This is a genomic window from Streptomyces sp. MGP-BFMKR1 (genome assembly GCF_057766585.1).
Genome location: NZ_CM173408.1, coordinates 6,256,061 through 6,277,982, shown reverse-complemented (window position 1 = coordinate 6,277,982; position 21,922 = coordinate 6,256,061). Strand labels below are relative to the sequence as shown.

General features: G+C 73.1%; 17 protein-coding genes and 1 pseudogene. 3 read left to right on the top strand and 15 right to left on the bottom strand.

The features are described from left to right. Window positions 1-80: 80 nt before the first annotated feature. The 9 genes and pseudogenes from AC3CHW_RS25010 to hrcA all read right to left on the bottom strand — a co-directional run bounded on the left by AC3CHW_RS25010 (window position 81) and on the right by hrcA (window position 8,620). Window positions 81-1,013 (bottom strand): ribonuclease Z, encoded by a 933-nt coding sequence (locus AC3CHW_RS25010; protein WP_488467980.1) that lies wholly within the window; start codon window positions 1,011-1,013, stop codon window positions 81-83. Window positions 1,014-1,018: 5 nt separating this feature from the next. Continuing rightward, window positions 1,019-1,378: a histidine triad nucleotide-binding protein gene (locus AC3CHW_RS25005; RefSeq protein ID WP_398607197.1), complete on the bottom strand. Its 360-nt coding sequence runs from the start codon at window positions 1,376-1,378 to the stop codon at window positions 1,019-1,021. A gap of 192 nt (window positions 1,379-1,570) precedes the next feature. Next, window positions 1,571-2,011 (bottom strand): hypothetical protein, encoded by a 441-nt coding sequence (locus tag AC3CHW_RS25000; RefSeq protein WP_488467979.1) that lies wholly within the window; start codon window positions 2,009-2,011, stop codon window positions 1,571-1,573. 375 nt (window positions 2,012-2,386) lie between these two features. Continuing rightward, on the bottom strand, window positions 2,387-3,217 hold the full coding sequence (locus AC3CHW_RS24995) for a DUF2785 domain-containing protein (RefSeq protein ID WP_488467978.1): 831 nt from the start codon (window positions 3,215-3,217) through the stop codon (window positions 2,387-2,389). Window positions 3,218-3,401: 184 nt separating this feature from the next. Beyond that, window positions 3,402-4,271, bottom strand: a pseudogene (locus tag AC3CHW_RS24990) (IS5 family transposase). A 55-nt stretch (window positions 4,272-4,326) separates the two neighbouring features. Further along, window positions 4,327-5,070, bottom strand: coding sequence for a 16S rRNA (uracil(1498)-N(3))-methyltransferase (locus AC3CHW_RS24985; RefSeq protein WP_488467977.1), 744 nt, complete (start codon window positions 5,068-5,070; stop codon window positions 4,327-4,329). Beyond that, window positions 5,067-6,185 carry a nitronate monooxygenase gene (locus tag AC3CHW_RS24980; RefSeq protein ID WP_488467976.1) on the bottom strand — a complete coding sequence of 373 codons (1,119 nt, stop codon included), beginning with the start codon at window positions 6,183-6,185 and terminating at the stop codon, window positions 5,067-5,069. The genes AC3CHW_RS24985 and AC3CHW_RS24980 overlap by 4 nt, the downstream gene beginning before the upstream one ends. 284 nt (window positions 6,186-6,469) lie before the next feature. After that, on the bottom strand, window positions 6,470-7,603 hold the full coding sequence (gene dnaJ, locus AC3CHW_RS24975) for a molecular chaperone DnaJ (protein WP_176161545.1): 1,134 nt from the start codon (window positions 7,601-7,603) through the stop codon (window positions 6,470-6,472). Next, window positions 7,604-8,620 carry a heat-inducible transcriptional repressor HrcA gene (gene hrcA / locus AC3CHW_RS24970; RefSeq protein WP_176161546.1) on the bottom strand — a complete coding sequence of 339 codons (1,017 nt, stop codon included), beginning with the start codon at window positions 8,618-8,620 and terminating at the stop codon, window positions 7,604-7,606. 199 nt (window positions 8,621-8,819) lie between these two features. Between hrcA and AC3CHW_RS24965 the strand changes: the two genes are divergently transcribed. Both AC3CHW_RS24965 and AC3CHW_RS24960 read left to right on the top strand, forming a co-directional pair. Next, on the top strand, window positions 8,820-9,554 hold the full coding sequence (locus tag AC3CHW_RS24965) for an MBL fold metallo-hydrolase (RefSeq protein WP_488467975.1): 735 nt from the start codon (window positions 8,820-8,822) through the stop codon (window positions 9,552-9,554). Window positions 9,555-9,769: 215 nt separating this feature from the next. Then, window positions 9,770-10,621, top strand: a complete 852-nt coding sequence (locus tag AC3CHW_RS24960) for a DUF3097 domain-containing protein (protein ID WP_488467974.1) — start codon at window positions 9,770-9,772, stop codon at window positions 10,619-10,621. 31 nt (window positions 10,622-10,652) lie between these two features. Here AC3CHW_RS24960 and AC3CHW_RS24955 read toward each other — a convergent pair whose 3' ends face one another. The 5 genes from AC3CHW_RS24955 to lepA all read right to left on the bottom strand — a co-directional run bounded on the left by AC3CHW_RS24955 (window position 10,653) and on the right by lepA (window position 19,624). Continuing rightward, window positions 10,653-11,225, bottom strand: a complete 573-nt coding sequence (locus AC3CHW_RS24955) for a Uma2 family endonuclease (RefSeq protein WP_488467973.1) — start codon at window positions 11,223-11,225, stop codon at window positions 10,653-10,655. A gap of 149 nt (window positions 11,226-11,374) precedes the next feature. Beyond that, window positions 11,375-12,607, bottom strand: a complete 1,233-nt coding sequence (gene hemW / locus AC3CHW_RS24950; protein WP_488467972.1) for a radical SAM family heme chaperone HemW — start codon at window positions 12,605-12,607, stop codon at window positions 11,375-11,377. A gap of 135 nt (window positions 12,608-12,742) precedes the next feature. Continuing rightward, a complete protein-coding gene (locus AC3CHW_RS24945; protein ID WP_488467971.1) occupies window positions 12,743-15,013 on the bottom strand; it encodes a SpoIIE family protein phosphatase in 2,271 nt (756 codons plus the stop codon). 607 nt (window positions 15,014-15,620) lie between these two features. After that, window positions 15,621-17,507, bottom strand: a complete 1,887-nt coding sequence (locus tag AC3CHW_RS24940) for an AMP-dependent synthetase/ligase (RefSeq protein WP_488467970.1) — start codon at window positions 17,505-17,507, stop codon at window positions 15,621-15,623. Window positions 17,508-17,749: 242 nt separating this feature from the next. After that, on the bottom strand, window positions 17,750-19,624 hold the full coding sequence (gene lepA, locus AC3CHW_RS24935; protein WP_488467969.1) for a translation elongation factor 4: 1,875 nt from the start codon (window positions 19,622-19,624) through the stop codon (window positions 17,750-17,752). A 233-nt stretch (window positions 19,625-19,857) separates the two neighbouring features. Between lepA and rpsT the strand changes: the two genes are divergently transcribed. After that, window positions 19,858-20,124, top strand: a complete 267-nt coding sequence (gene rpsT / locus AC3CHW_RS24930) for a 30S ribosomal protein S20 (protein WP_359325619.1) — start codon at window positions 19,858-19,860, stop codon at window positions 20,122-20,124. A gap of 362 nt (window positions 20,125-20,486) precedes the next feature. Here rpsT and AC3CHW_RS24925 read toward each other — a convergent pair whose 3' ends face one another. Then, a complete protein-coding gene (locus AC3CHW_RS24925) occupies window positions 20,487-21,647 on the bottom strand; it encodes a GDSL-type esterase/lipase family protein (RefSeq protein ID WP_488467968.1) in 1,161 nt (386 codons plus the stop codon). Between the last annotated feature and the right edge of the window lie 275 nt (window positions 21,648-21,922).

Genomic DNA, 21,922 nt, shown 5'->3' with positions numbered 1-21,922 from the left:
CGGCGGCAGTGGCGCGCGTTCGGGGCCCGCGCCACCGCCGCTCACGCTTGCGGGCCGCCCCGCGAGCAACCCCCTCGTACCTAGCCGCCCACGCCGGCCCGGGAAGGCACGGCCACCCGCATCAGGTCGCTGGCCACCACGAGTTCGCCGGCGAAGCCCGCCGCACGGGCCTGCCGCTCGAACTCGACCGGGTCGCCGTAGCGCTGCGAGAAGTGCGTGAGCACCAACTGCCGTACGCCCGCCTCCGCCGCCACCCGCGCCGCCTGACCGGCCGTCAGGTGACCGTGCTCGCGGGCCAGCCCCTCGTCCTCGTCGAGGAACGTCGACTCGATGACGAGCTGATCGCACCCCTCGGCGAGGGCGTACACGCCGTCGCACAGCCGGGTGTCCATCACGAAGGCGAAGCGCTGCCCCCGGCGGACCTCGCTGACCTCCTCCAACGCGACCGTGCGCCCGGCCACCCGTACCGCGCCCTCCCGCTGCAACCTGCCGATCAGCGGTCCGGCGAGGCCGTGCGCGGCGAGCCGGTCGGGCAGCATGCGGCGGCCGTCCGGCTCCACCAGGCGATAGCCGTAGGACTCGACCGGGTGCGAGAGCCGCCGCGCCGCGAGCGTGTACGCGGGGGTGACGGCGAGCGTCGCGCCCGGCCCGCGCACCGGCTCCTGGGCTATGTCGACCGTCTCGCGGTAGGCCGTGGCGTACCGCAGCCGCTCGAAGAACCGCTGGTCACTGGCCGGATAGTGGGCCGTGATCGGATGCGGCACCCGGTCGAGGTTGATCCGCTGGATCACCCCGGCCAGGCCGAGCGAGTGGTCGCCGTGGAAGTGCGTGACGCAGATGCGGTGCAGGTCGTGGGCTGCGACCCCGGCGCGCAGCATCTGCCGCTGGGTGCCCTCGCCGGGGTCGAAGAGGATGCCCTGGCCGTCCCAGCGCAACACGTAGCCGTTGTGGTTGCGGTGCCGGGTCGGCACCTGGCTCGCGGTGCCCAGGACGACCAGTTCACGTACGGACAACTGGCTTACCCGGGGGGCCAGTTGAGGCCGCGACCGCCCAGGACGTGCGCGTGTGCGTGGAAGACGGTCTGGCCGGCGCCGCTGCCCGTGTTGAACACGATGCGGTAGCCGGTGTCGGCGATCTCCTCGTCGACGGCGACCAGGCCGGCCTCGCGCAGCACGTCGGCCGCGGCCTCCGGTTCGGCGGCGGCCAGCGACCCGGCGTCCGGGTGGTGGGACTTGGGGATGACGAGGACGTGCGTCGGGGCCTGCGGGTTTATGTCGCGGAAGGCGAGGGTCGTCGCGGTTTCACGCACCACGGTCGCCGGCACCTCCTTCGCCACGATCTTGCAGAACAAGCAGTCGGCCTGCGGTTCTCCCGCCATCGCCGCGTCTCCTTAGCACCGTCCGTTGGGGTACGTCGCATGCTAGCGGCCCGGTGGCGCGGGCCCGGCCGCTGCCCCCGCCGCGCGTACCCCGATGTCGTCGCGCCGGGGCCGCCCGCCGGTGTCGCGCGGCGGGCGGTGGTGGTTCGGGTGTCGGCCGGGCCAGCTCCGGTCGCGGGCCGGCCGGCCGGGCTAGGCGGGTCTGTCACTTCCGCACTCGCCGATCAGGTCCGCCTCGAAGACCACGCGACCGGCCAACTTGCCGGTCAGCGCGCCGCGCACGCAGCGGTCCTCGCGTACGTAGGTGACGGTCCCGCCGATCTCCAGGTCCTGACTCTTCTCGGTCTTGCCCCGGCAGCTCACCTGCGCGCGGCCCGTGTCGCGCGAACGTGGCGTGCCGGACGCGTCGTTGTCCTCCCGTTTGATCTGTGCCGTGCAGGTCAGCCACTGCACGTCGATGCCGCCGCGCTCCAGCGCCCGGGTCCCCACCTTGTCCGTGGTGACCGCGACCGTGGATGCCCGCAGCCCGCCCTCGACGTCGTCGCACGCCGCCAGCGTGCCCAGTGCCGCGCCGATGGCGCCCAGTGCGATGGCCGTGTGCCGCCATCGCCGTACTCGTGTTGGTGCCCCCATGGGGTGCAGCCTGCCACCCCCTCCCACGTGCTCGAAAGGGCACCATCGGCCACTCGTTTGGGCACGCCGTCACCCGTGTGGGGCACGCTTCGCGCCATCACCGGGCCGTACGGGCCTACACAGGCAAGACATCGGTACGCGCGCGGGCACCCCACGCGCGCCCCCGACGGCACACGTGCGCCCCTCGCTCGGCGTCACGGCCGCCCGACCGACCGCCCATGCCTGACTCCACACCTGGCCGAATCCGTCGCGTCGCGGGCGGCTAGGCCGTGTTTTAGGAACCATTTGGCTGGCTGGTCTGGTTAGTGTCGAGTGCCCATCGATGGGAACGCCTCACGTCTCTGGGAGATGGGCGCCCCTCGGTGGCACCTGCGGTCATGCCCCCTGGAAGACCAGGGCCAGTACCTCCGTCAGGCGCCGCTTCAGCCCTTCCGCGTGCGGGGGGTGTACGGGGGCGGTGGCGCCGTCGATCCGGACGCCGGTGTCGGCGAGGAGGTACAGCATCCTGAGTGTGCGCATGGCGTTGGAGGTGTGCGCGGCCACGGTGGGAACGCCGCGCCGGCCGGCTGCGAAGTCCGTCTCAATCGCGTCCAGCCAGCCGGTGGCCTCGGCCTCGGAGAGTTCCGGGCGGGTCAGCGTGCGGGCGATGCCTTGGGCGAGGCGGTCGTCTTCCTGCTGGGCGAAGATCTCGTCGGTCGGGGCCACGAGCCGCTCCGCCGCTAGGTCTAGCATATCCTTCGGGTCGACCTCCGGATGGAGCCCGAAGGCGCCCAGCAGGTCGGCGCCGTGTGCGACGGCGTGGAGCCAGCCGAGTTCGCGGTCGTACCCGCGCAGGTCCGTCTCGGCGGGGAACCAATGCCGGAAGGCGGCGAGCCACGTCGGGTGGAAGTCGCCGCGACCGACGATCATGTCGAGCACGAGCGGGGCGAAGGTGCGTGCCTGGATCTCAGGGTCGTCGAATCGGTCGGCCATCACAGTGCCCAGCCGGGTGCGCATCGGCTTGTCGATGACGTCTCGTTGGATCCAGGTGCGCAGCACCACGTAGGGGGCACCGTCGCGGATGTTTGGGTCCGGGTGGCGGAGGGCCTCGGCCAGTTCTGCGGCGAGGGCCGGAAGTTCGGCCGCCGCCGGGGCGGGGCAGTCGTTCTCGTAGAGGTACAGCCAGCGGGCCGCGTCGATGGGAGGCATGTCGTCGGTCTTGGTCACTGCCTCACTTTTGGGGAGCGTCTCCGACAAGGCAACCGATTATCGGACGGATGCGGGGCGACAGGCGGCCCTGGCTCAGGGTGACCACCTGCCCGTAGCCAGGCCAGTCGGCGACTACGGGACCTCCTCTTGAGTCTGCTGCTCGTTCCCGGTGGCCGGGATGACACGGCCCGACGGCCGGGGTTCACACCCACTGGTTGATCGCCGCGACGTGAACGGCCGCCTCGAAACGCACGGCGAGCTTGTCGTATCTGGTCGCAACAGCCCGGTGCTGCTTGAGGCGGCTGATCCCGCACTCCACCGCGTGACGCGCCTTGTAGTCCTGCCGGTCGAAAGCCGGCGGGCGGCCACCGGAGGATCCGAGGCGCTTGCGGTTGCGGATCTGGTCGGCCGGCTCCGGAATCGTGCACCGGATCCCGCGTCTGCGCAGGTAGGCGCGGTTGGCACGCGAGGAATACGCCTTGTCTCCCCGCACCCGCAGCGGTTAGCGTCTGGGGCGCCCACCGCAGGGCCTGAGCACCCGGATGGCTTCGAGGACCGGCTCGAACTGCGGGCTGTCGCCCCGCTGGCCCGCCGTTACCAGCAGCGACAGCGGCTTCTGGCCCTGCTCGCACGCCAGATGGATCTTCGTGGTGAAGCCACCGCGGGACCTGCGCAGCCCGTGATCGTCTGGCTCGTGGCCGACCCCGCCGGGCGGTTCCTTCTGCCCAGCGCCGTTGCGGCGGGCACCGGCCGCATGCTGATGGGCCCGGCAGACCGTGGAGTCGACGTTGACTTCCCAGTCGATCAGCCCGAACGAGTCGGCCCTCGCCTGCAACAAGGCCAGCAGCCGCGCCCATACGCCCTGGCGCTGCCACCTGCGGAACAGTCCGTAAACGGTCTGCCAGGGCCCGTACTCACACGGCAGGTCACGCCACGGAGCACCGGTCCGCACTCGCCACCGCACACCGTCCACCAACATCTGCCGGGACGCCGACCTGCGACTTACACCAGCGGCAGGCAGCAACGACTCCAACACCGACCACTGCTCATTAGACAGAACCCCACGCCCCACACCATGATCATCACAACGCGAGGCGTGAACCGGAACCCCGACCTTAAAACACGGCCTAACCCCACCGACCCGTGCGGCCGAGCAGCAGCGCGAGGGCCGCCGTGCCCGCGGTGGAGGTGCGCAGCACGCTGGGCCCGAGCCGGTAGGGCTGGGCTCCCACGGCGGCGAAGGCGGCCAACTCCTCCGGGGACACGCCGCCCTCGGGCCCGACGACGAGCACGGCCTCGCCCCGCGTCGGCAGCTCGGCCGTGGCCAACGGCTGGGAGCCCTCCTCGTGCAGGACCGCGGCGAAGTCGGCCCGCGACAGCAGCTCGGCCACCTGCGGCGTGGTCATCGCGTCGGCGACCTCGGGGAAACGCAGCCGGCGCGACTGCTTGCCCGCCTCGCGCGCGGTGGCCCGCCACTTGGCGAGCGCCTTGGCGCCCCGCTCGGCGCGCCACTGGGTGATGCAGCGCGCGGCGGCCCACGGCACCACCGCGTCCACGCCGGTCTCGGTCATGGTCTCCACGGCGAGTTCGCCCCGGTCGCCCTTGGGCAGCGCCTGCACGACGGTGATGCGCGGCTGTGGCGCCGGCTCGCCGCGTACCTCGTCCACCTCGACCGTCAGCCGGTCCTTGCCCTCGACGGCGGCCACGGTGCCCGAGACGCCCCGGCCCGCCCCGTCGGTGAGCACGACCTCCTCGCCGACCCGCAGCCTGCGCACCGCGACCGCGTGCCGCCCCTCCGGGCCGGTCAGCGTGAGCGCGGCGCCGACCGCCGCGCCCTCCAGGGTGTCGGCGACGAAGACCGGGGCGCTCACGCCACGTCCCCGGCGCCCGTCCGGGGCTGCGGCGCCGCCAGCCCGGCCCGCGCGGCGAGCCCCGCGCGGGCGGCCTCCAACTCGTCGACGAGGACCTCCACCAGGTGCCCCGCCGGCATCTCCCGGGCCAGCCGGTGCCCCTGGCCCGCCCAGAGCGCCATGCCCTGCGGGTCACCGGCCTTGGCGGCGGCCTTGCGCAACCCGGAGGTGAGGTGATGCACCTGGGGGTAGGCGACGGGGGCGTACGGGCCGTGCTCGCGCAGGAAGCGGTTGGCCAGGCCGCGCGCGGGGCGGCCGGAGAAGGCGCGGGTGAGTTCGGTGCGGGTGAAGGTGGTGTCGGTCATGGCCCGCTTGTGCAGCTCGTGCGCGCCGGACTCGGGACAGACCAGGAACGCCGTGCCGAGCTGTGCGGCGCTGGCGCCGGCCGCCAGCACGGCGGCGATCTGCGTGCCGCGCATCAGTCCGCCGGCGGCGATCAGCGGCAGCGGTACCGCGTCGCGCACCAGCTCGATCAGGGCCAGCAGCCCGAGCCCCGCGCCCATGCCCTGGGCGTGCGGGTCGTCGCGGTGTGTGCCCTGGTGGCCGCCGGCCTCGATGCCCTGGACGCAGACGGCGTCGGCCCCGGCCGCGTGCGCGGCCAGCGCCTCCTCCACGGTGGTGACGGTGACGACCGTCACGGTGCCCACCCGGGCCAGCGCCTCGCACACGGCGCGCGTCGGGCAGCCGAAGGTGAAGGAGACCACCGGCACCGGGTCGTCGAGCAGGATGGCGAGCTTGGCCTCGTAGGCGTCGTCGTTGCCCGAGTCGGGGTCACCGAGCGGCGTCTCGTACCAGGCGGCCTCGCCCGCCAGTTGCTCGGCGTAGACGGCCACGGCCGAGGGGTCGCTGGTCGCGGGCTGCGGCATGAAGAGGTTGACGCCGAAGGGCACGTCGCTCTGCGCCCGCAGGTGCTTGATCTCCTCGTACATCGCCGCCGGCGTCTTGTACCCGGCGGCGAGGAAGCCGAGCCCGCCGGCCGCGCCCACGGCGGCTGCGAGCTGCGGGCGCGAGGCGCCGCCCGCCATGGGGGCCTGCACGATCGGATACCGGGAGAGACCGGTCAACGCGGAGGACATGACCACATCGTGTCACGCCCTCCACAGCACCGGGTAACGCCCCCGAGCGTCCACTGTGTGGACGCCCGACACGCACTCCCCGCCCGCCGGGCACGCGCTGTTCACGCGATGCGCACGCCGCCCACACGTACACAAGCGCCGCCATGCGTCCCGTACCCCGGCGCACCGACGGCTCCCGCGCCGGCGCACCGACGCGAAGGGCGCCGACGCGAAGGGCGCCGATCCCGTACGCAACGGAATCGGCGCCCACCGGCGATTACGGCCCGAGTCAGCCGGGCCGGGCCTCAGCGGCCGTTGAACGCGTCCTTGAGCCGCGAGAACAGCCCCTGCTGGCCTGGCTTGAATTCGCCCAGCGGACGCTCCTCGCCACGCAACTTGGCCAACCGGCGCAGGAGTTCCTCCTGCTCGGGGTCGAGCTTGCTCGGGGTGGTGACCTCGACGTGCACGATCAGCTGGCCCCGGCCGCCGCCGCGCAGGTGCGTCACGCCGCGTCCGTGCAGCGGGACGGACTGGCCGGACTGGGTGCCCGGCCGGATGTCGATCTCCTCCAGGCCGTCCAGCGTCTCCAGCGGCACCTTGGTGCCGAGCGCCGCCGCGGTCATCGGGATGGTGACCGTGCAGTGCAGGTCGTCACCGCGGCGCTGGAAGACGGGGTGCGCGGCCTCGTGGATCTCCACGTACAGGTCGCCGGCGGGGCCGCCGCCCGGGCCGACCTCGCCCTCGCCCGCGAGCTGGATGCGGGTGCCGTTGTCCACGCCTGCGGGGATCTTGACCGTCAGCGTGCGGCGCGAGCGCACCCGTCCGTCGCCCGCGCACTCGGGGCACGGCGTGGGCACCACGGTGCCGAAGCCCTGGCACTGCGGGCACGGCCGCGAGGTCATGACCTGTCCGAGGAAGGAGCGGGTGACCTGGGAGACCTCGCCGCGACCGCGACACATGTCACAGGTCTGCGCCGAGGTGCCGGGCGCGGCCCCCTCGCCGCTACAGGTCGTGCACACGATCGCCGTGTCGACCTGGATCTCCTTGGTGGTCCCGAACGCCGCCTCGTCCAGCTCGATGTCGAGCCGGATCATGGCGTCCTGGCCGCGCCGGGTCCGCGAGCGCGGGCCGCGCTGGGACGCGGTGCCGAAGAAGGCGTCCATGATGTCGGAGAAGTTGCCGAAGCCGGCGCCGAAGCCGCCCTGGCCGCCGCCCGACGCGTTGGACAACGGGTCGCCGCCGAGGTCGTAGACCTGCTTCTTCTGCGGGTCCGACAACACCTCGTAGGCGGCGTTGATCTCCTTGAAGCGCTCTTGCGTCTTCGGGTCGGGGTTGACGTCCGGGTGAAGCTCACGCGCGAGCCTGCGGAACGCCTTCTTGATCTCGTCCTGAGAGGCATCGCGCCGCACGCCCAGGACGGCGTAGTAGTCCGTCGCCACTTACGACTCCGCCAGGATCTGTCCGACGTATCGTGCCACTGCGCGTACCGCTCCCATCGTTCCGGGGTAGTCCATGCGGGTCGGTCCGACCACGCCGAGTTTTGCGACTGCCTCGTCGCCCGAACCGTAGCCGACAGCGACCACGGATGTGGAGTTCAGGCCCTCGTGAGCGTTCTCATGACCGATTCGCACGGTCATGCCCGAATCCTTGGCCTCGCCGAGCAGCTTCAGGAGGACGACCTGCTCCTCCAGGGCCTCAAGCACCGGCCGGATGGTGAGCGGGAAGTCATGGCCGAACCGGGTGAGGTTGGCCGTGCCGCCGATCATCAACCGCTCTTCGGTCTCCTCGACCAGCGTCTCAAGCAGCGTCGCCAGGACCGTGGAGACCGTACCCCGGTCCTCCTGCTCGAACGATTCCGGCAGGTCCTGCACGAGTTGCGGCACGTCGGCGAACCTGCGCCCCACCACCCGGCTGTTCAGCCGCGCCCGCAGGTCCGCCAGGGCCGTCTCGCCCACGGGCGCCGGGCAGTCCACCATCCGCTGCTCGACCCGGCCCGTGTCGGTGATCAGGACGAGCATCACGCGCGCGGGCGCGAGCGCGAGCAACTCGACGTGGCGCACCGTGGAGCGGGTCAGGGACGGGTACTGCACCACCGCGACCTGGCGGGTGAGCTGCGCCAAGAGCCGCACCGTGCGCCCCACCACGTCGTCGAGGTCCACCGCGCCGTCCAGGAAGTTCTGGATGGCCCGGCGCTCGGGCGGCGAGAGCGGTTTCACACCGGCCAGCCGGTCCACGAACAGGCGGTAGCCCTTGTCGGTGGGGATGCGGCCGGCGCTGGTGTGCGGCTGGGCGATGAAGCCCTCGTCCTCGAGCGCGGCCATGTCGTTACGCACCGTGGCCGGCGAGACGCCGAGCTGGTGCCGCTCGGTCAACGCCTTGGAGCCCACCGGCTCCTCCGTGCCGACGTAGTCCTGGACGATGGCGCGAAGAACCTCAAGTCTGCGTTCGCTCAGCACCGCGCACACCTCCAGTCAAACCGTCTATCAGGGGACTTTTCCTGGCACTCATCGCGCCCGAGTGCCAAATCCCCTGAGCCAGTGTACGGCCGGTCACCGCGATCCGGGCAAGAGTGGCCCCGGCCGCTGGTGGGCGGGGGCTGGAAACCGCCGCCGCACCGGCCGGGCGCGCCGCCCCGCCGGGGGCTAGCGTCTCCCCATGGACAGCGTGACGGAAGAGCGCGTGCGCGAGCGCTGGGAGATGCTGGCGCCGGACGTCGCCCGGCGCCGGCTGCCCGGCTGGGACGCCACGGTCGGGGCCGTGGCCGGCCCGGAGGGCGTCCTCGTGGTGGACACCGGGGCGACGCTGCGTGAGGGCGCCGAGATCCGCCGCGAGGTGCGCGCCCTGTTCGGCCGCCCGGTCACCCACGTCGCCCTCACCCACCCGCACTTCGACCACGTGCTCGGCACGGCCGCCTTCGCCGGCGTGCAGGTCTACGGGGCGGCGGGGCTCGCGGACGTGCTGGAGCGGGGACGCGAGGCGCTGCGCGCGGACGCGGTGCGCCACGGCGCCGACCCCGAGGCGGTCGCCGAGGCCGTCGACCTGCTGGTCTGCCCGCGCCACTCGGTGAGCGGCGAGGTGACCATCGGGCTCGGCGCCGGACGCCAGGTGTTGCTGGCCAACGTCGGCCCCGGCCACACCGGGCACGACCTGACCGTCCTGGTGCCGGGCCGGCCCGAGGTCGTCTTCTGCGGCGACCTGGTCGAGGAGTCCGGCGAGCCGCAGGCGGGCCCGGACGCGGTCCCGGCCCGGTGGCCGGCGGCCCTGGACCGGCTGCTGGCCCTCGGCGGCGAGGACGCGGTGTACGTGCCGGGGCACGGGGCGGTGGTGGACGCGGCGTACGTCCGCGCGCAACGCGCGGAGTTGGCCCGCCGCTACGCGACGGCGCCCTGACCGGCGCCCGCCGGCCGAACCACGCGCGGGGCACGCGCCGGCGCGCCCGCCGGCGGACCAGGCAGCAAGCGGGCCGGGCGGCAAGTGGGCCCGGGCGGGGTGGGCGTACGCGCTACGGCGCACGCGGTGGCGGCTCGCGGCAGCGCGCACGCGGGGTGCGCGGGGTGCGGTGGGTGCGCGGGGCGGGCGCCGGGGCGGAAGCTATCGTCTGCCGCATGCGCAGCAGACAGTACGGGCCCGACCTGACCCCGCCCTGGAAGAAGCCCACGTCCGTGCCCGAGGTGGCGGCCGAGGTGGATCTCGTGGTGGAGGAGGTGGCCACCGGCTTCTGCGGCGCCGTCATCCGCTGCGAGAAGACCGCCGAGGGCCCGACCGTCACCCTGGAGGACCGGTTCGGCAAGCACCGGGTGTTCCCGCTGAGCCCGGCCGGCTTCCTGCTGGAGGGCCGCCCGGTCACCCTCGTTCGGCCACGGCCCGGCGCGGGCGGACAGACGGCGGCCGGGGGCGGCGGGAAGCCGCGCACCGCGTCCGGCTCGCTCGCCGTCCCCGGGGCGCGCGCCCGGGTCGCCCGCGCCGGGCGCATCTACGTGGAGGGCCGCCACGACGCCGAACTGGTCGAGCGGGTGTGGGGCGATGACCTGCGCATCGAAGGCGTGGTCGTGGAGTACCTGGAGGGCGTCGACGACCTGCCCGCCATCGTCCGCGAGTTCGCCCCGGCCCCGGACGCCCGGCTCGGCGTCCTGGTCGACCACCTGGTGCCCGGCTCCAAGGAGTCCCGCATCGCGGCGGAGGTCAGCGCGGGCGGCAGCGACGTACTCGTCGTCGGACACCCGTACATCGACATCTGGCAGGCCGTGAAGCCCGCGTCGCTGGGCATTCCGGCCTGGCCGGTGATCCCGCGCGGCCAGGACTGGAAGACGGGCGTGTGCCGCGCCCTGGGCTGGCCGGAGAACACGGGCGCGGCCTGGCAGAAGATCCTGGGCTCGGTCCACTCGTACAAGGACCTGGCGCCGGAACTGCTCGGCCGCGTCGAGGAGTTGATCGACTTCGTCACGGCCCCGGCGTGACGGGGCGGCGCCACGGCCCGGGTGTGACGGGCTACGAACCCGCCGGCAGGGTGCCGAACTCCGAGGTGTCCAGCTCGATGCCGAGCGCGCCGATCGGCACCGGCTCGCCGAACTCGCTGGTCCGCTCCGTCCGGTAGTCGGCCGCCTCGCCCGAGCCGCGCGGCTCGGTCAGCAGCACGCAGGTCGCCGCGTACGGGTCGACGATCAGGTACGCGGGGACCTGCCCGGCGGCGTAGATCGAGCGCTTGGTGACGTGGTCCCGGTGCTTGCTGGTCTTCGAGACGACCTCCAGGAGGAGGGTGGTCGCCGGGGCGGGCACGAGCCGGGAGCGACCGTCGAAGGCGCCGTGCTCGATGACGACGAGATCCGGCTGCGGCTCGCTGACCTCGCCGGGGATGGCGATGTCCTGCGTCGCCACCGGATACCAGCGGTTCTGCGGGATCTGGTCCCGTACGCGCGTGACGATCATGTTGTGGGCCCGGTCGGGCCCGCCCGTCATGACGATCTCCCCTCGGAGCAGCTCCGCCCTGAGTTCGCCGGGGGCCTCCAGCGTCGCGAAGATCTCCCTGATGTCGGTCACCAGACGGGCCTTCGCACCGCTCATCTCCGTGGACCTCCCTCTGTACGCCGCGACGTGTGGGGACAGCGTAGGGACGGCCGGGATCGGAGCGGCGGGCGTCCACACGCGTTCACCCGTTCGAGCGGCCAGCCCGCCGGCCGCTCCGTCCGCCAGTCAGTCCGCCGCTTTGTCCGTCAGTCGACGAGGTCCCGGACCACCGCGTCGGCCAGCAGTCGGCCACGCAGGGTCAGCACGGCGCGGCCCCGCTCGTACGGGCCCGGCTGTAGCAGGCCGTCGGACAGGGCGCGCGCCGCGGCGCGTGCGCCGGCGGGGGCGAGGATGTCCAGCGGGCAGCCGTCCGCGAGCCGCAGTTCCAGCAGGATGCGCTCCACGCGGCGGTCCTCGGCGCTCAGCACCTCGCGCCCCGCGCCGGGCGAGCGCCCCTCGGTGAGCGCCTGCGCGTACGCCCCCGGGTGCTTCACGTTCCACCAGCGCACGCCGCCCACGTGGCTGTGCGCCCCGGGGCCCGCGCCCCACCAGTCGGCGCCGCGCCAGTACAGCTCGTTGTGCCGGCAGCGGCCGGCCTCGGCGGTGGCCCAGTTCGACACCTCGTACCAGGCGAACCCCGCGGCCGTGAGCGTCTCCTCGGTGATCAGGTACCGGTCGGCGTGCACGTCGTCGTCGGTCATCGGCACCTCGCCGCGTCGAATGCGGCGCGCGAGCTGGGTGCCCTCCTCCACGATCAGCGCGTACGCCGAGACGTGGTCGGGGCCGGCGCCGAGCGCGGCGTCGAGGGAGGCCCGCCAGTCGTCGTCGCTCTCCCCCGGCGTCCCGTAGATCAGGTCGAGGTTGACGTGCTCGAACCCCGCCGCGCGGGCCAGCTCCACGCAGCGTTCGGGACGGCCCGGGGTGTGGGTGCGGTCGAGCACCTTCAACACGTGCTGCCGCGCGCTCTGCATGCCGAGCGAGACGCGGTTGAAGCCGCCTTCGCGCAGCGTGGCCAGGTAGCGCTCGTCCACGGACTCCGGGTTGGCCTCCGTGGTGACCTCCGCCCCGGGGGCCAGGCCGAACTCGTCGCGGATCGCCGCCAGCATCCGCACCAGGTCCGCCGCGTCCAGCAGGGTCGGCGTGCCGCCGCCGACGAAGACGGTCTCGACGGGGCGCGGGTCGTCCCCGAGCACCTTGCGCGCCAGCCGCACCTCGTCGGCGACCATCGCGGCGTAGTTGTCCCGGGAGGCGAGCGCGCCGCCGGAGCCGCGCAGCTCGCTGGCGGTGTAGGTGTTGAAGTCGCAGTATCCGCAGCGGGTCGCGCAGTACGGAACGTGCAGGTAGAACCCGAGCGGTCGCGCCCCGGCCCCTTCCAGGGCGTGCTGCGGCAGCGCCCCGTCGTCGGGCATGGGCTCACCGTCGGGCAGTGCAGAAGGCATGTGCCCATTCTCCGGCATCGCCCGGGTGACCCGGCCCGCCGTCGCGGTGGCGGCCCGCGCGGCGGGGCGCCACGCGACGGCGGGCCGGGGCGCGCGCCGGCGGACGGTCTCGGCTCGGGCCGTGGGCGGCCGGGCTCAGGGCGCCGCCCTGAGCACCAGCATCGCCAGGTCGTCGCTCGGCGGCGCCGCCCCGAACGCGTGCACGGCCGTGCGGACGCGCTGGGCCACCTCCTGCGCGGTGAGCCCGGCGCACGTCGCCAGCGCACGCGCCAGGCCGTCGTCGTCATCGAACTGCGCCCGGTCCGACCTGCGCTCGGTCACACCGTCCGTGACGCACAGCAGCGTCTCGCCCGGCAGCAGGTCGAAGGTCTCGCTCTCGTACCGCACGCCGTCCAGCACCCCCAGCAGGAGCTGCGGCGCCGCGCGCGCCACCACGCCGCCGTCGGCCCGCAGCAGCAGCGGCAGCGGATGCCCGGCGCTGGCCAGCGTGCACCGCACGCCGCGCACGCCCTCCCCCGCCTGACCTCTCAGGCCCTCGCCCCGGGTCTCCCCGTACGGCATCGGGCCCTCGCCCGGCACCGGCTCGCCGTGCGGCACAGGCTGGTCGAGCCCGTCGTACGGCGCCGACTCGTCGAGCCCGTCGTACGGCACCAGTTCGCCGTAGAGAAGGGACAGGAACCGGGACTCCCCCGGCCCCTCGGCCGCGATGGCGGAGGCCGCCGCCTCGACGGCCTTCTCGCCCAGGGTGCGGTTGAGCCGGTCCAGGACCTCGGTCACGCCGTAGCCCTCGCGGGCGAGCAGGCGCAGCACCGGGCGGGCCAGGCCGGTGACGACGGCCGCCTCCGGGCCGTTGCCGCACACGTCTCCGAGCGCGAAGCACCAGCGTCCGTCGCCAGCCGGGAAGACGTCGTAGAAGTCGCCGCCAGCGCAGGTGCCCCCGGCCGGCTCGTAGACCACCGCGGTGTCCATGCCGGGGATCGCGGCGAGCCCGCTGGGCAGCAGCCCGCGCTGGAGCACCTCGCTGATCTGCGCCTGTCGGGTGTACTGGCGCGCCGCCACGACCGCGAGCGCGACCCGGCGCGCGAGGTCCTCGAAGAGTCGCGCCACCTCGTCCGGGAGCTGGCTTAGTCCGCCGCGGCCGATCAGCAGCGTGCCCACCGTCCGGCCGCCGGTGACCAGCGCGCACGCGAGGGCCGCGCCGCCGGGCCCCGCCGCGGCACCGTCGCCGGGCCACGGCCAGGGCACCGCGCGGCCCCTGGCGGTGGCCGGCAGAGGCGGCGGGCGCTCCCCCACCTGGCGTCGCAGCTCGGCCATCTGGTTCTCGCTGGCGTGCCAGACCCAGGGGGCGGCCGGCCCGGCGTCCCCGGTCTCCAGCCACACCGCGCACCAGTCGGCCAGCCTCGGCACCAGGAGCTGCCCCGCCAGCAGGGCCACCTTGTCCGCGTCGAACTGGCCGGCCAGCAGGTCGGACGCCTCGGCCAGGAAGGACAGGCCGCCGTGGCTGAGCAGTCCCGGCGCGCCACGGTCCTGCGCGGCCTCGCGCAGCGCGGGGGCCAACACGTCCGCGGTCCGCAGGTCGGCGCCGGGGGTCCGGTCGCCGGGGCCCCGGTCGCCGCAGCCCGCCTCGCGCGCCGGCGCAGCGCCCCCTTCGGCGCACGCGCTCTCCGAACTGGGCGCCGGGCCCTCGGCGGACGCGGGTCCCATCGGCAGCCGGAACCACACCGTCTTGCTGGTCCGGCGGTAGATCGTGCCCCAGGAGTCGGCGATGGTGCCGACCAGCCGCAGTCCGCTGCCGGCCCGATCGCCGCCGCCCACGACGGCCCGCGCGCCCCCGCGCGCGTCCGTACCCGCGCCGACCCCGACCGCGCCGGCGCGCGGCAACCCGTCGGCCGGGCCACCGGCCTCGGACGCCACCGCCGTGCCGACGGCCTCGGGTGCCGCCTCGCGCAGCGCCGGCTGGCCACGGACGGCGCGGGCCGGGTGGTGGTCGGTCACCTCCGCGTAGAGGGTGGCCATGGGCTCGGGCGCCTCGGCCGGCTCCAGGGCGCAGCGCACGACCACTCCGGTGCCGGCGTGCACCACGGCGTTGGTGACCAGTTCGCTCACCAACAGCACGGCGTCGTCCCGTAGTTGGTCCGTGATCACGTCGCCCTGCGGCATCCCGTGCGCGGCCCAGTCGGCCAGCGCGTCCCGCACGAACCGCCGCGCCGCGGCCGGCGCCAGCACGTTGCCGGGCAGGACCGTACGGCAGATGCGTCCCGGGGCCGGACCAGTGGCGGCGACGCTGCCGGGCGGGGTACCGGGGGCCGGGGCGTCACGTCTCGGGACCGCCGCACCGTCACCCTCGTACGCCCCCACGGCCTCGGCGCCGCGGGCGCCCCACTGCGCGTTCACACCCGTGCCCATGCACTCCCCCGGGGGTTCTCGTGCACGCCACCCGACCCCCGTCGGGCCCGGCCCGCGACGTGCGGACGCGAGGCGTCCGCGCGGGCCGGAGGGGCGTGCGTCACGCGGTGTTCGCCCACCGCGTGGCTCAATGTCCCAGTACCGACAGCGTGGCAGAACGCTCGCGTTCATATGCGCCGAGTTACGGAAATGGGCTGCCATGAGCTGCGATATGACGCGTACGACCACAACTGCGCCCCACTCGGCCCCCGTTTCCCCAACGGGTGGTGAACGGGACCGGGGCTCGAAGTGACACTAGCCCGCCTGGGGTGCCACCGGGTACGGAACGGGCCGGCGCGCCGACCGCGTCGGTGACTTGGCCGGAACGCGATCACCCGGCGCGCGGGGCCATGGCCAGCCGGTCTGATCAGGCGTCCGGGACCGCCGGCGTGGGCAGCGCTTCCCCGCCCCGCGGCCTGGGGCTCGGCTGGCCGTGCCCAGCCCGCCGGGTGGAGACGGAGACGGAGACGGAGACGGGCGGCCGGGGCAGAGCCCCGACCGCCCGCAGGGTCGACCGCCCGCGCGGCCTCCCGTCCGTTCGCGCGCCGGCGGAATGCGCCGGCGCCGGCTATGCCTCGCGCGCGCCGGCGTACATCTCCTCGATGAGTGCCTTGTACTCGCGCTCGACGACCGGGCGCTTGAGCTTGAGGCTCGGCGTGAGTTCGCCGTGCTCGATGTCCAGATCACGGGGGAGCAGCCGGAACTTCTTGATCGTCTGCCAGCGCTGGAGGCCCTCGTTGAGCTGGCGCACGTACCCGTCGATCAGCTCCTGCGTCTCCCGCGCCGCGGTGACCTCGGCGTAGTCCTTGCCGGCCAGGCCGTTCTCCTTGGCCCAGTCCATGATCGACGGCTCGTCCAGCGCGATCAGCGCCGTGCAGTAGTTACGGTCCGCGCCGTACACCAGAATGTTGGAGACGTACGGGCACACGGCCTTGAACTGCCCCTCGACCTCGGCCGGCGCGATGTACTTGCCGCCCGACGTCTTGATCAGGTCCTTCTTGCGGTCGGTGATGCTCAGGTAGCCGTCCGGGGACAGTTCGCCGATGTCGCCGGTGTGGAACCAGCCGTCCGGCTCCAGCACCTCGGCGGTGCGTTCCGGCAGCCCGTGGTAGCCCGCCATGATGCCCGGGCCACGCAGCAGGATCTCGCCGTCGTCGGCGATGCGGACCTCCAGGCCGGGCAGCGCCTTGCCGACGGTGCCGGTGCGGTAGTCGCGCGGGTTGACGAAGCTGGCGGCGCTGGACTCGGTGAGCCCGTACCCCTCCAGGATGTTGATCCCGGCGCCCGCGAAGAAGTAGCCGATGTCGGGCGCGAGCGCGGCCGAGCCCGAGACGCAGGCCCGCAGCCGCCCGCCGAAGGCCGCGCGCAGCTTGGCGTAGACGAGCTTGTCGGCGATGCCGTGCTTGGTGCGCAGACCGAGCGGGACGGTGGCGGTGCCGGTGGCCCGGAAGTTGTCCTGGGAGACCTTGGCGTACTCGCGCGCGACCTCGGCGGCCCACTTGAAGATCTTGTACTTGGCCGCGCCGCCCTCCCGGGCCTTGGCCGCGACGCCGTTGTAGACCTTCTCGAAGATGCGCGGCACGGCGGCCATGTACGTCGGCCTGACCACCGGCAGGTTCTCGATGATCTTGTCGACGCGGCCGTCGACCGCGGTGGTGTGCCCGACCGCGAGCTGCCCGGCCACCAGCACCTTGCCGAAGACGTGCGCCAGCGGCAGCCACAGGTAGCCGATGTCCTCCTCTTCCAGGAGTTCGATGGCCTCGATGGCGCGGCCCATGTAGGACCAGGCGTCGTGCGGCAGGCGTACGCCCTTGGGGCGCCCGGTGGTACCGGAGGTGTAGATGAGCGTGGCGAGCTGGTCGGACCGCAGGTCCCGGACCCTCTCCCGCACGCTGTCCGGGTGCTTCGCCAGGTACTTCGCGCCCCGCCGCTCCAACTCGGCGAGTGAGAGCACCCAGCCCTCCGGGTCGCCGTCGGCCGGCACCGCGTCGGCCTCCTCGATCACCACCACGTGCTCCAGCGCGGGCAGGTCGGCGCGGCTCGCGCGGGCCTTGCGGAGCTGTTCGGCGTCCTCGGCGATGAGCACCCGGCTGCCCGAGTCGGAGAGGATGAACGCCGTCTCCCCGTCGTTGGTGGACGGGTAGATCGTGGTGGTCGCGGCGCCGGCGCAGAGGACGGCCAGGTCCGCGAAGATCCACTCGACCCGGGTGCTGCTCGCCAGGGCGACCCGCTCCTCCGAACCCAGCCCCAGGTCGATGAGGCCGGCCGCGATGGCGTACACGCGGTCGGCCGTCTCGGCCCAGCTCATCGACCCCCAGTCCGATGGCCCCTCGCCCGACGCGGGCGGGATCGGATAGCGGTACGCCTCCCTCTCGGGTGTGGCCGCGACGCGCTCCACGAAGAGCGTGGCCATCGATGGCGGCCGGTTGTCGAGCAAGGCTTGGGTGTCGGTCACGGCTTCCTCCCGGGCCCGCCTCAGCGCTAGTGACTCATGAGTAACCTTCGAGCAGTGATCAGAGTAGATGGCCGCGCCCCGGCGCGTAAGGGGCTGCAACCTCCTTGTTGAAACAGTGACCGGCGCCTTTGCGCGCGCGGGCATGCGAGAGGCCCGCGGCGCGCGGCCACGGGCCCCGGTGCCCCACGACCGGACGGGACCGGCCCGCTCGGGGGCGGGCCGGCCCGGGTGGGGCGGTGTCGCTACTTCTTCGCCTTGGCGTCCCCGCCGTCGGAGTCCGAGGACAGCACCGCGATGAACGCCTCCTGCGGCACCTCCACGCTGCCGACCATCTTCATGCGCTTCTTGCCCTCCTTCTGCTTCTCAAGGAGCTTGCGCTTACGGGAGATGTCGCCGCCGTAGCACTTCGCGAGCACGTCCTTACGGATCGCGCGCACCGTCTCACGGGCGATGACGCGGCTGCCGATCGCGGCCTGGATGGGCACCTCGAAGTTCTGCCGCGGGATCAGCTCACGCAGCTTGGCCACCAGGCGCACGCCGTAGGAGTACGCCTTGTCCTTGTGCGTGATCGCGGAGAAGGCGTCCACCTTGTCGCCGTGCAGCAGGATGTCCACCTTGACCAGCGAGGCGGTCTGCTCGCCGGTGGGCTCGTAGTCGAGCGAGGCGTACCCGCGCGTCTTGGACTTGAGCTGGTCGAAGAAGTCGAAGACGATCTCGGCCAGCGGCAGCGTGTAGCGCAGTTCGACGCGGTCCTCGGAGAGGTAGTCCATGCCGAGCAGCGTGCCGCGACGGGCCTGGCACAGCTCCATGATCGCCCCGATGAACTCGCTGGGCGCCAGCACCGTGGCCCGCACCACCGGCTCGTACACCTCGGCGATCTTCCCGGTGGGGAACTCGCTCGGGTTGGTGACCGTGTGCTCCGCGCCGTCCTCCATGATCACGCGGTAGACCACGTTGGGGGCGGTGGCGATCAGGTCGAGCCCGAACTCGCGCTCCAGCCGCTCCCGGATCACGTCCAGGTGCAGCAGGCCGAGGAAGCCGACGCGGAAGCCGAACCCGAGCGCGGCGGACGTCTCCGGCTCGTAGACCAGCGCGGCGTCGTTGAGCTGGAGCTTGTCGAGCGCGTCCCGCAGCTCCGGGTAGTCGGATCCGTCCAGCGGATACAGGCCGGAGAACACCATCGGCTTGGGGTCCTTGTAGCCGCCGAGCGGCTCCGTGGCCCCCTTGCTGAACGCCGTGATCGTGTCACCGACCTTGGACTGGCGGACGTCCTTCACACCGGTGATCAGATAGCCCACCTCGCCCACGCCGAGCCCGTCGGACGCCGCCATCTCGGGCGAGGAGACGCCGATCTCCAGGAGTTCGTGCGCGGCGCCCGTGGACATCATCCGGATGCGCTCGCGCCTGTTGAGCTGGCCGTCGATCACGCGGACGTAGGTGACGACGCCGCGGTACGAGTCGTAGACCGAGTCGAAGATCATCGCGCGGGCCGGGGCGTCGGCGTCACCCACCGGCGCGGGCACCGTGTCCACCACGCGGTTCAGCAATGCGGCCACGCCCTCGCCGGTCTTCGCCGAGACCTTCAGCACCTCGCTCGGGTCGCAGCCGATGAGGTGCGCCAGCTCGGCGGCGAACTTCTCGGGCTGCGCGGCCGGCAGGTCGATCTTGTTGAGGACCGGGATGATCGTGAGGTCGTTCTCCATCGCCAGGTACAGGTTGGCGAGGGTCTGCGCCTCGATCCCCTGGGCCGCGTCCACGAGCAGGATGCAGCCCTCACACGCGGCGAGCGAGCGGGAGACCTCGTAGGTGAAGTCCACGTGGCCCGGGGTGTCGATCATGTTCAGGACGTGGGTGGAGCTCTGCGACTCACCCTCGGTGGGCGCCCAGGGCAACCGGACCGCCTGGGACTTGATCGTGATGCCGCGCTCACGCTCGATGTCCATACGGTCCAGGTACTGCGCGCGCATCTGCCGCTGCTCCACCACACCCGTCAGCTGGAGCATCCGGTCGGCGAGCGTGGACTTGCCGTGGTCGATATGCGCGATGATGCAGAAGTTACGGATGAGAGCCGGATCGGTACGGCTCGGCTCCGGCACGTGGGTAGGGATCGCGGGCACGCAGGGGTCCATTCGGTGATTGAACGCAGCTAGCAGCTAGTGGGACGTGGTGACAGTCCCGCCCATCGTCCCACGAGTGGCAGCCGCCGTCTGGTTTGGGAGGCCACAGCACCTGCTGGTAATCTGGACGACCGTGCCTCGTGACCTCTCCTGTACGCGGCACTCTGGGGAAACGCCCCTCGGGGCCGCTCCAGAAAAACCGAGAAATCCGACGAACCTGCAAAGGCTCTTTCGTGGCGAACATCAAGTCCCAGATCAAGCGGAACAAGACGAACGAGAAGGCGCGCCAGCGCAACAAGGCCGTCAAGTCCTCGCTCCGTACCGCGATCCGCAAGACCCGTGAGGCCGTGGCCACCGGTGACCTGGAGAAGGCCACCGTCGCCGCCCGCGAGGCGTCCAAGAAGCTCGACAAGGCCGCCAGCAAGGGCGTCATCCACAAGAACGCCGCCGCCAACAAGAAGTCGGCGCTGGCCGCCCAGGTTTCCACCCTGAGCGCCTGATCCACCGCCTCACCAGCGGGTACGGCCAGCGATGGCCGACCGCGAACCGTAGCTGACGCCCGCGGAGCGATCACCTCGCTCGCGTTCCACGCGTCACCACACGGTGCTTGACCGAGCTTCGTTCTTCACGTCGATACGGACTCCGCGGACCCTCTCTCCCGCGCCGTACGGCAGTCGTCCCGTCAGCCCCGGAGCGCACGCTCCGCAGGCCGGTGACGACATCGCACCACACTCGGCCGTTCGCCACGCGGGTGTCGTGCGCTTAGCTCGCGGATTCTTCGCCAAGGCCCCGCGCCCCTTCCGATTCCCCCGGAGGGCGCGGGGCCTTTGGCGTACCCCTCGGGCGGTGGCGCGAGGTGGCGCTAGCGCGGGGCGAACGGGCCGCCGGCGGCGAAGGCGACGCGGGCGAAGCGCTCGCCGATCAGCGCGTGGCCGCCGGCGTCGGGGTGGAGCAGGTCGGGCAGGGGAAGATCGGCGAAGTCCCGCTCGCCGTAGAGGTCGCGGCCGTCGAGGTAGTACAGACGCGGATCGGTGGCGGCGCGCTCGGCGACGATGCGGGACAGGTCGTCGCGGATGACGCGCAGGCTCAGTCGCCCGGTGGCGAGATCCGCCGGATCGCCGAAGGTCCTGAAGCGCGGCACGGGGGCGTCGGGGTCGGGCGCCGTGGGCCCCGGGGCGTCCTCGACCAGCGGGCTGTGGATCGGCGAGACGACCAGCAACGGGGTGTCCGGGTGGCCCTCGCGCACGGTGTCGAGGAAGCCGTGGACGGCCGGCGTCAGGGCGCGGCGGCGCATCAGGTCGGTGTTCACGAGGTTGATGCCGACCTTGACGCTGATCAGGTCGGCCGCCGCGGCCCGGATGGCGCGTGCCGTGAACGGGTCGAGCAGGGCGTTGCCGTTCAGCCCGAGGTTGATCAACTCAACGCCCGCGCGGGCGGCGGCGATGGCGGGCCAGGTCTGGGTGGGGCTGGCGATCTGCACGCCGTGGCTGATGGAACTGCCGTGGTGCGACCACACCCGCCGCCCGGACTCCGGGGCCGGCCGTACGGGGGCGTCGGCGCGCAGCGCGCGGAGGTGGGTGACCTCCGTCTGCGGAAGCCAGATCTCGATGTCCTTCTCGCGGGCGGGCAGGCCGGCGAAGCGTACGGTGCCCGGCGTGCCGGAGGCGTACGCGACGGCCCGCGTCACCGGGTCGACGGTGACGATCGCTCCGCCGGACGGCGCGGCCCGCGCGACCAGCCGGCCGTCAACCAGCAGGTCGTACCGGCCGGCCGGGCCCGCGACCGCGCTGCGCTGCACGGTGCGGGTGGCCAGCACGTCCAGCTCCAGCACGGTGGCCGCACCCCGCAGGGCCAGGCGTACGCCGGCGGACTGGGATGCCATCAGGGCCAGGTGGTCGTCGTGCGCCTGGGCGATGGCGTGCGGCGGAAGCCGGCGCGGGAGGAGGCCGTCGGCGGTGGCCTCGATGTGGAGTGCGCCGCGCAGCATGGCCGGTGTGAGGGGGGTGGTGACCAGTTCCGTCATGGGTGGTGCGCTCCTCCGTGAGCGGGTCGACAGGGTGCCGTACCGCGCGCCGCCAGGCCGCGATCGACGCTGCCCTCTGTCCTTCCCACCACGGCCGCCCGGCCCGCCCCTTCCGGAGGCGGAGCTTCCTCCTACCGCCCGCGCGGGGGGACCGACCGCCCGGCGCACCGCGGGCGTACCGGACGGTGATGCCTCTGCGAGCCGGCGTACGAGGTGGTGGCGGGTGCCGGGGGGCGTACGAGGTGGTGGCGGGTGCCGGGGGGCGTACGAGGTGG

What these genes read in the sequence shown, in the direction of transcription:
- AC3CHW_RS25005 (WP_398607197.1), bottom strand. Translation starts at nt 1,378, where the DNA reads ATGGCGGGAGAACCGCAGGCCGACTGCTTGTTCTGCAAGATCGTGGCG.
- AC3CHW_RS25000 (WP_488467979.1), bottom strand. Translation starts at nt 2,011, where the DNA reads ATGGGGGCACCAACACGAGTACGGCGATGGCGGCACACGGCCATCGCA.
- AC3CHW_RS24980 (WP_488467976.1), bottom strand. Translation starts at nt 6,185, where the DNA reads ATGTCCTCCGCGTTGACCGGTCTCTCCCGGTATCCGATCGTGCAGGCC.
- AC3CHW_RS24965 (WP_488467975.1), top strand. Translation starts at nt 8,820, where the DNA reads ATGGACAGCGTGACGGAAGAGCGCGTGCGCGAGCGCTGGGAGATGCTG.
- AC3CHW_RS24960 (WP_488467974.1), top strand. Translation starts at nt 9,770, where the DNA reads ATGCGCAGCAGACAGTACGGGCCCGACCTGACCCCGCCCTGGAAGAAG.
- AC3CHW_RS24955 (WP_488467973.1), bottom strand. Translation starts at nt 11,225, where the DNA reads ATGAGCGGTGCGAAGGCCCGTCTGGTGACCGACATCAGGGAGATCTTC.
- hemW (WP_488467972.1), bottom strand. Translation starts at nt 12,607, where the DNA reads ATGCCTTCTGCACTGCCCGACGGTGAGCCCATGCCCGACGACGGGGCG.
- AC3CHW_RS24945 (WP_488467971.1), bottom strand. Translation starts at nt 15,013, where the DNA reads ATGGGCACGGGTGTGAACGCGCAGTGGGGCGCCCGCGGCGCCGAGGCC.
- AC3CHW_RS24925 (WP_488467968.1), bottom strand. Translation starts at nt 21,647, where the DNA reads ATGACGGAACTGGTCACCACCCCCCTCACACCGGCCATGCTGCGCGGC.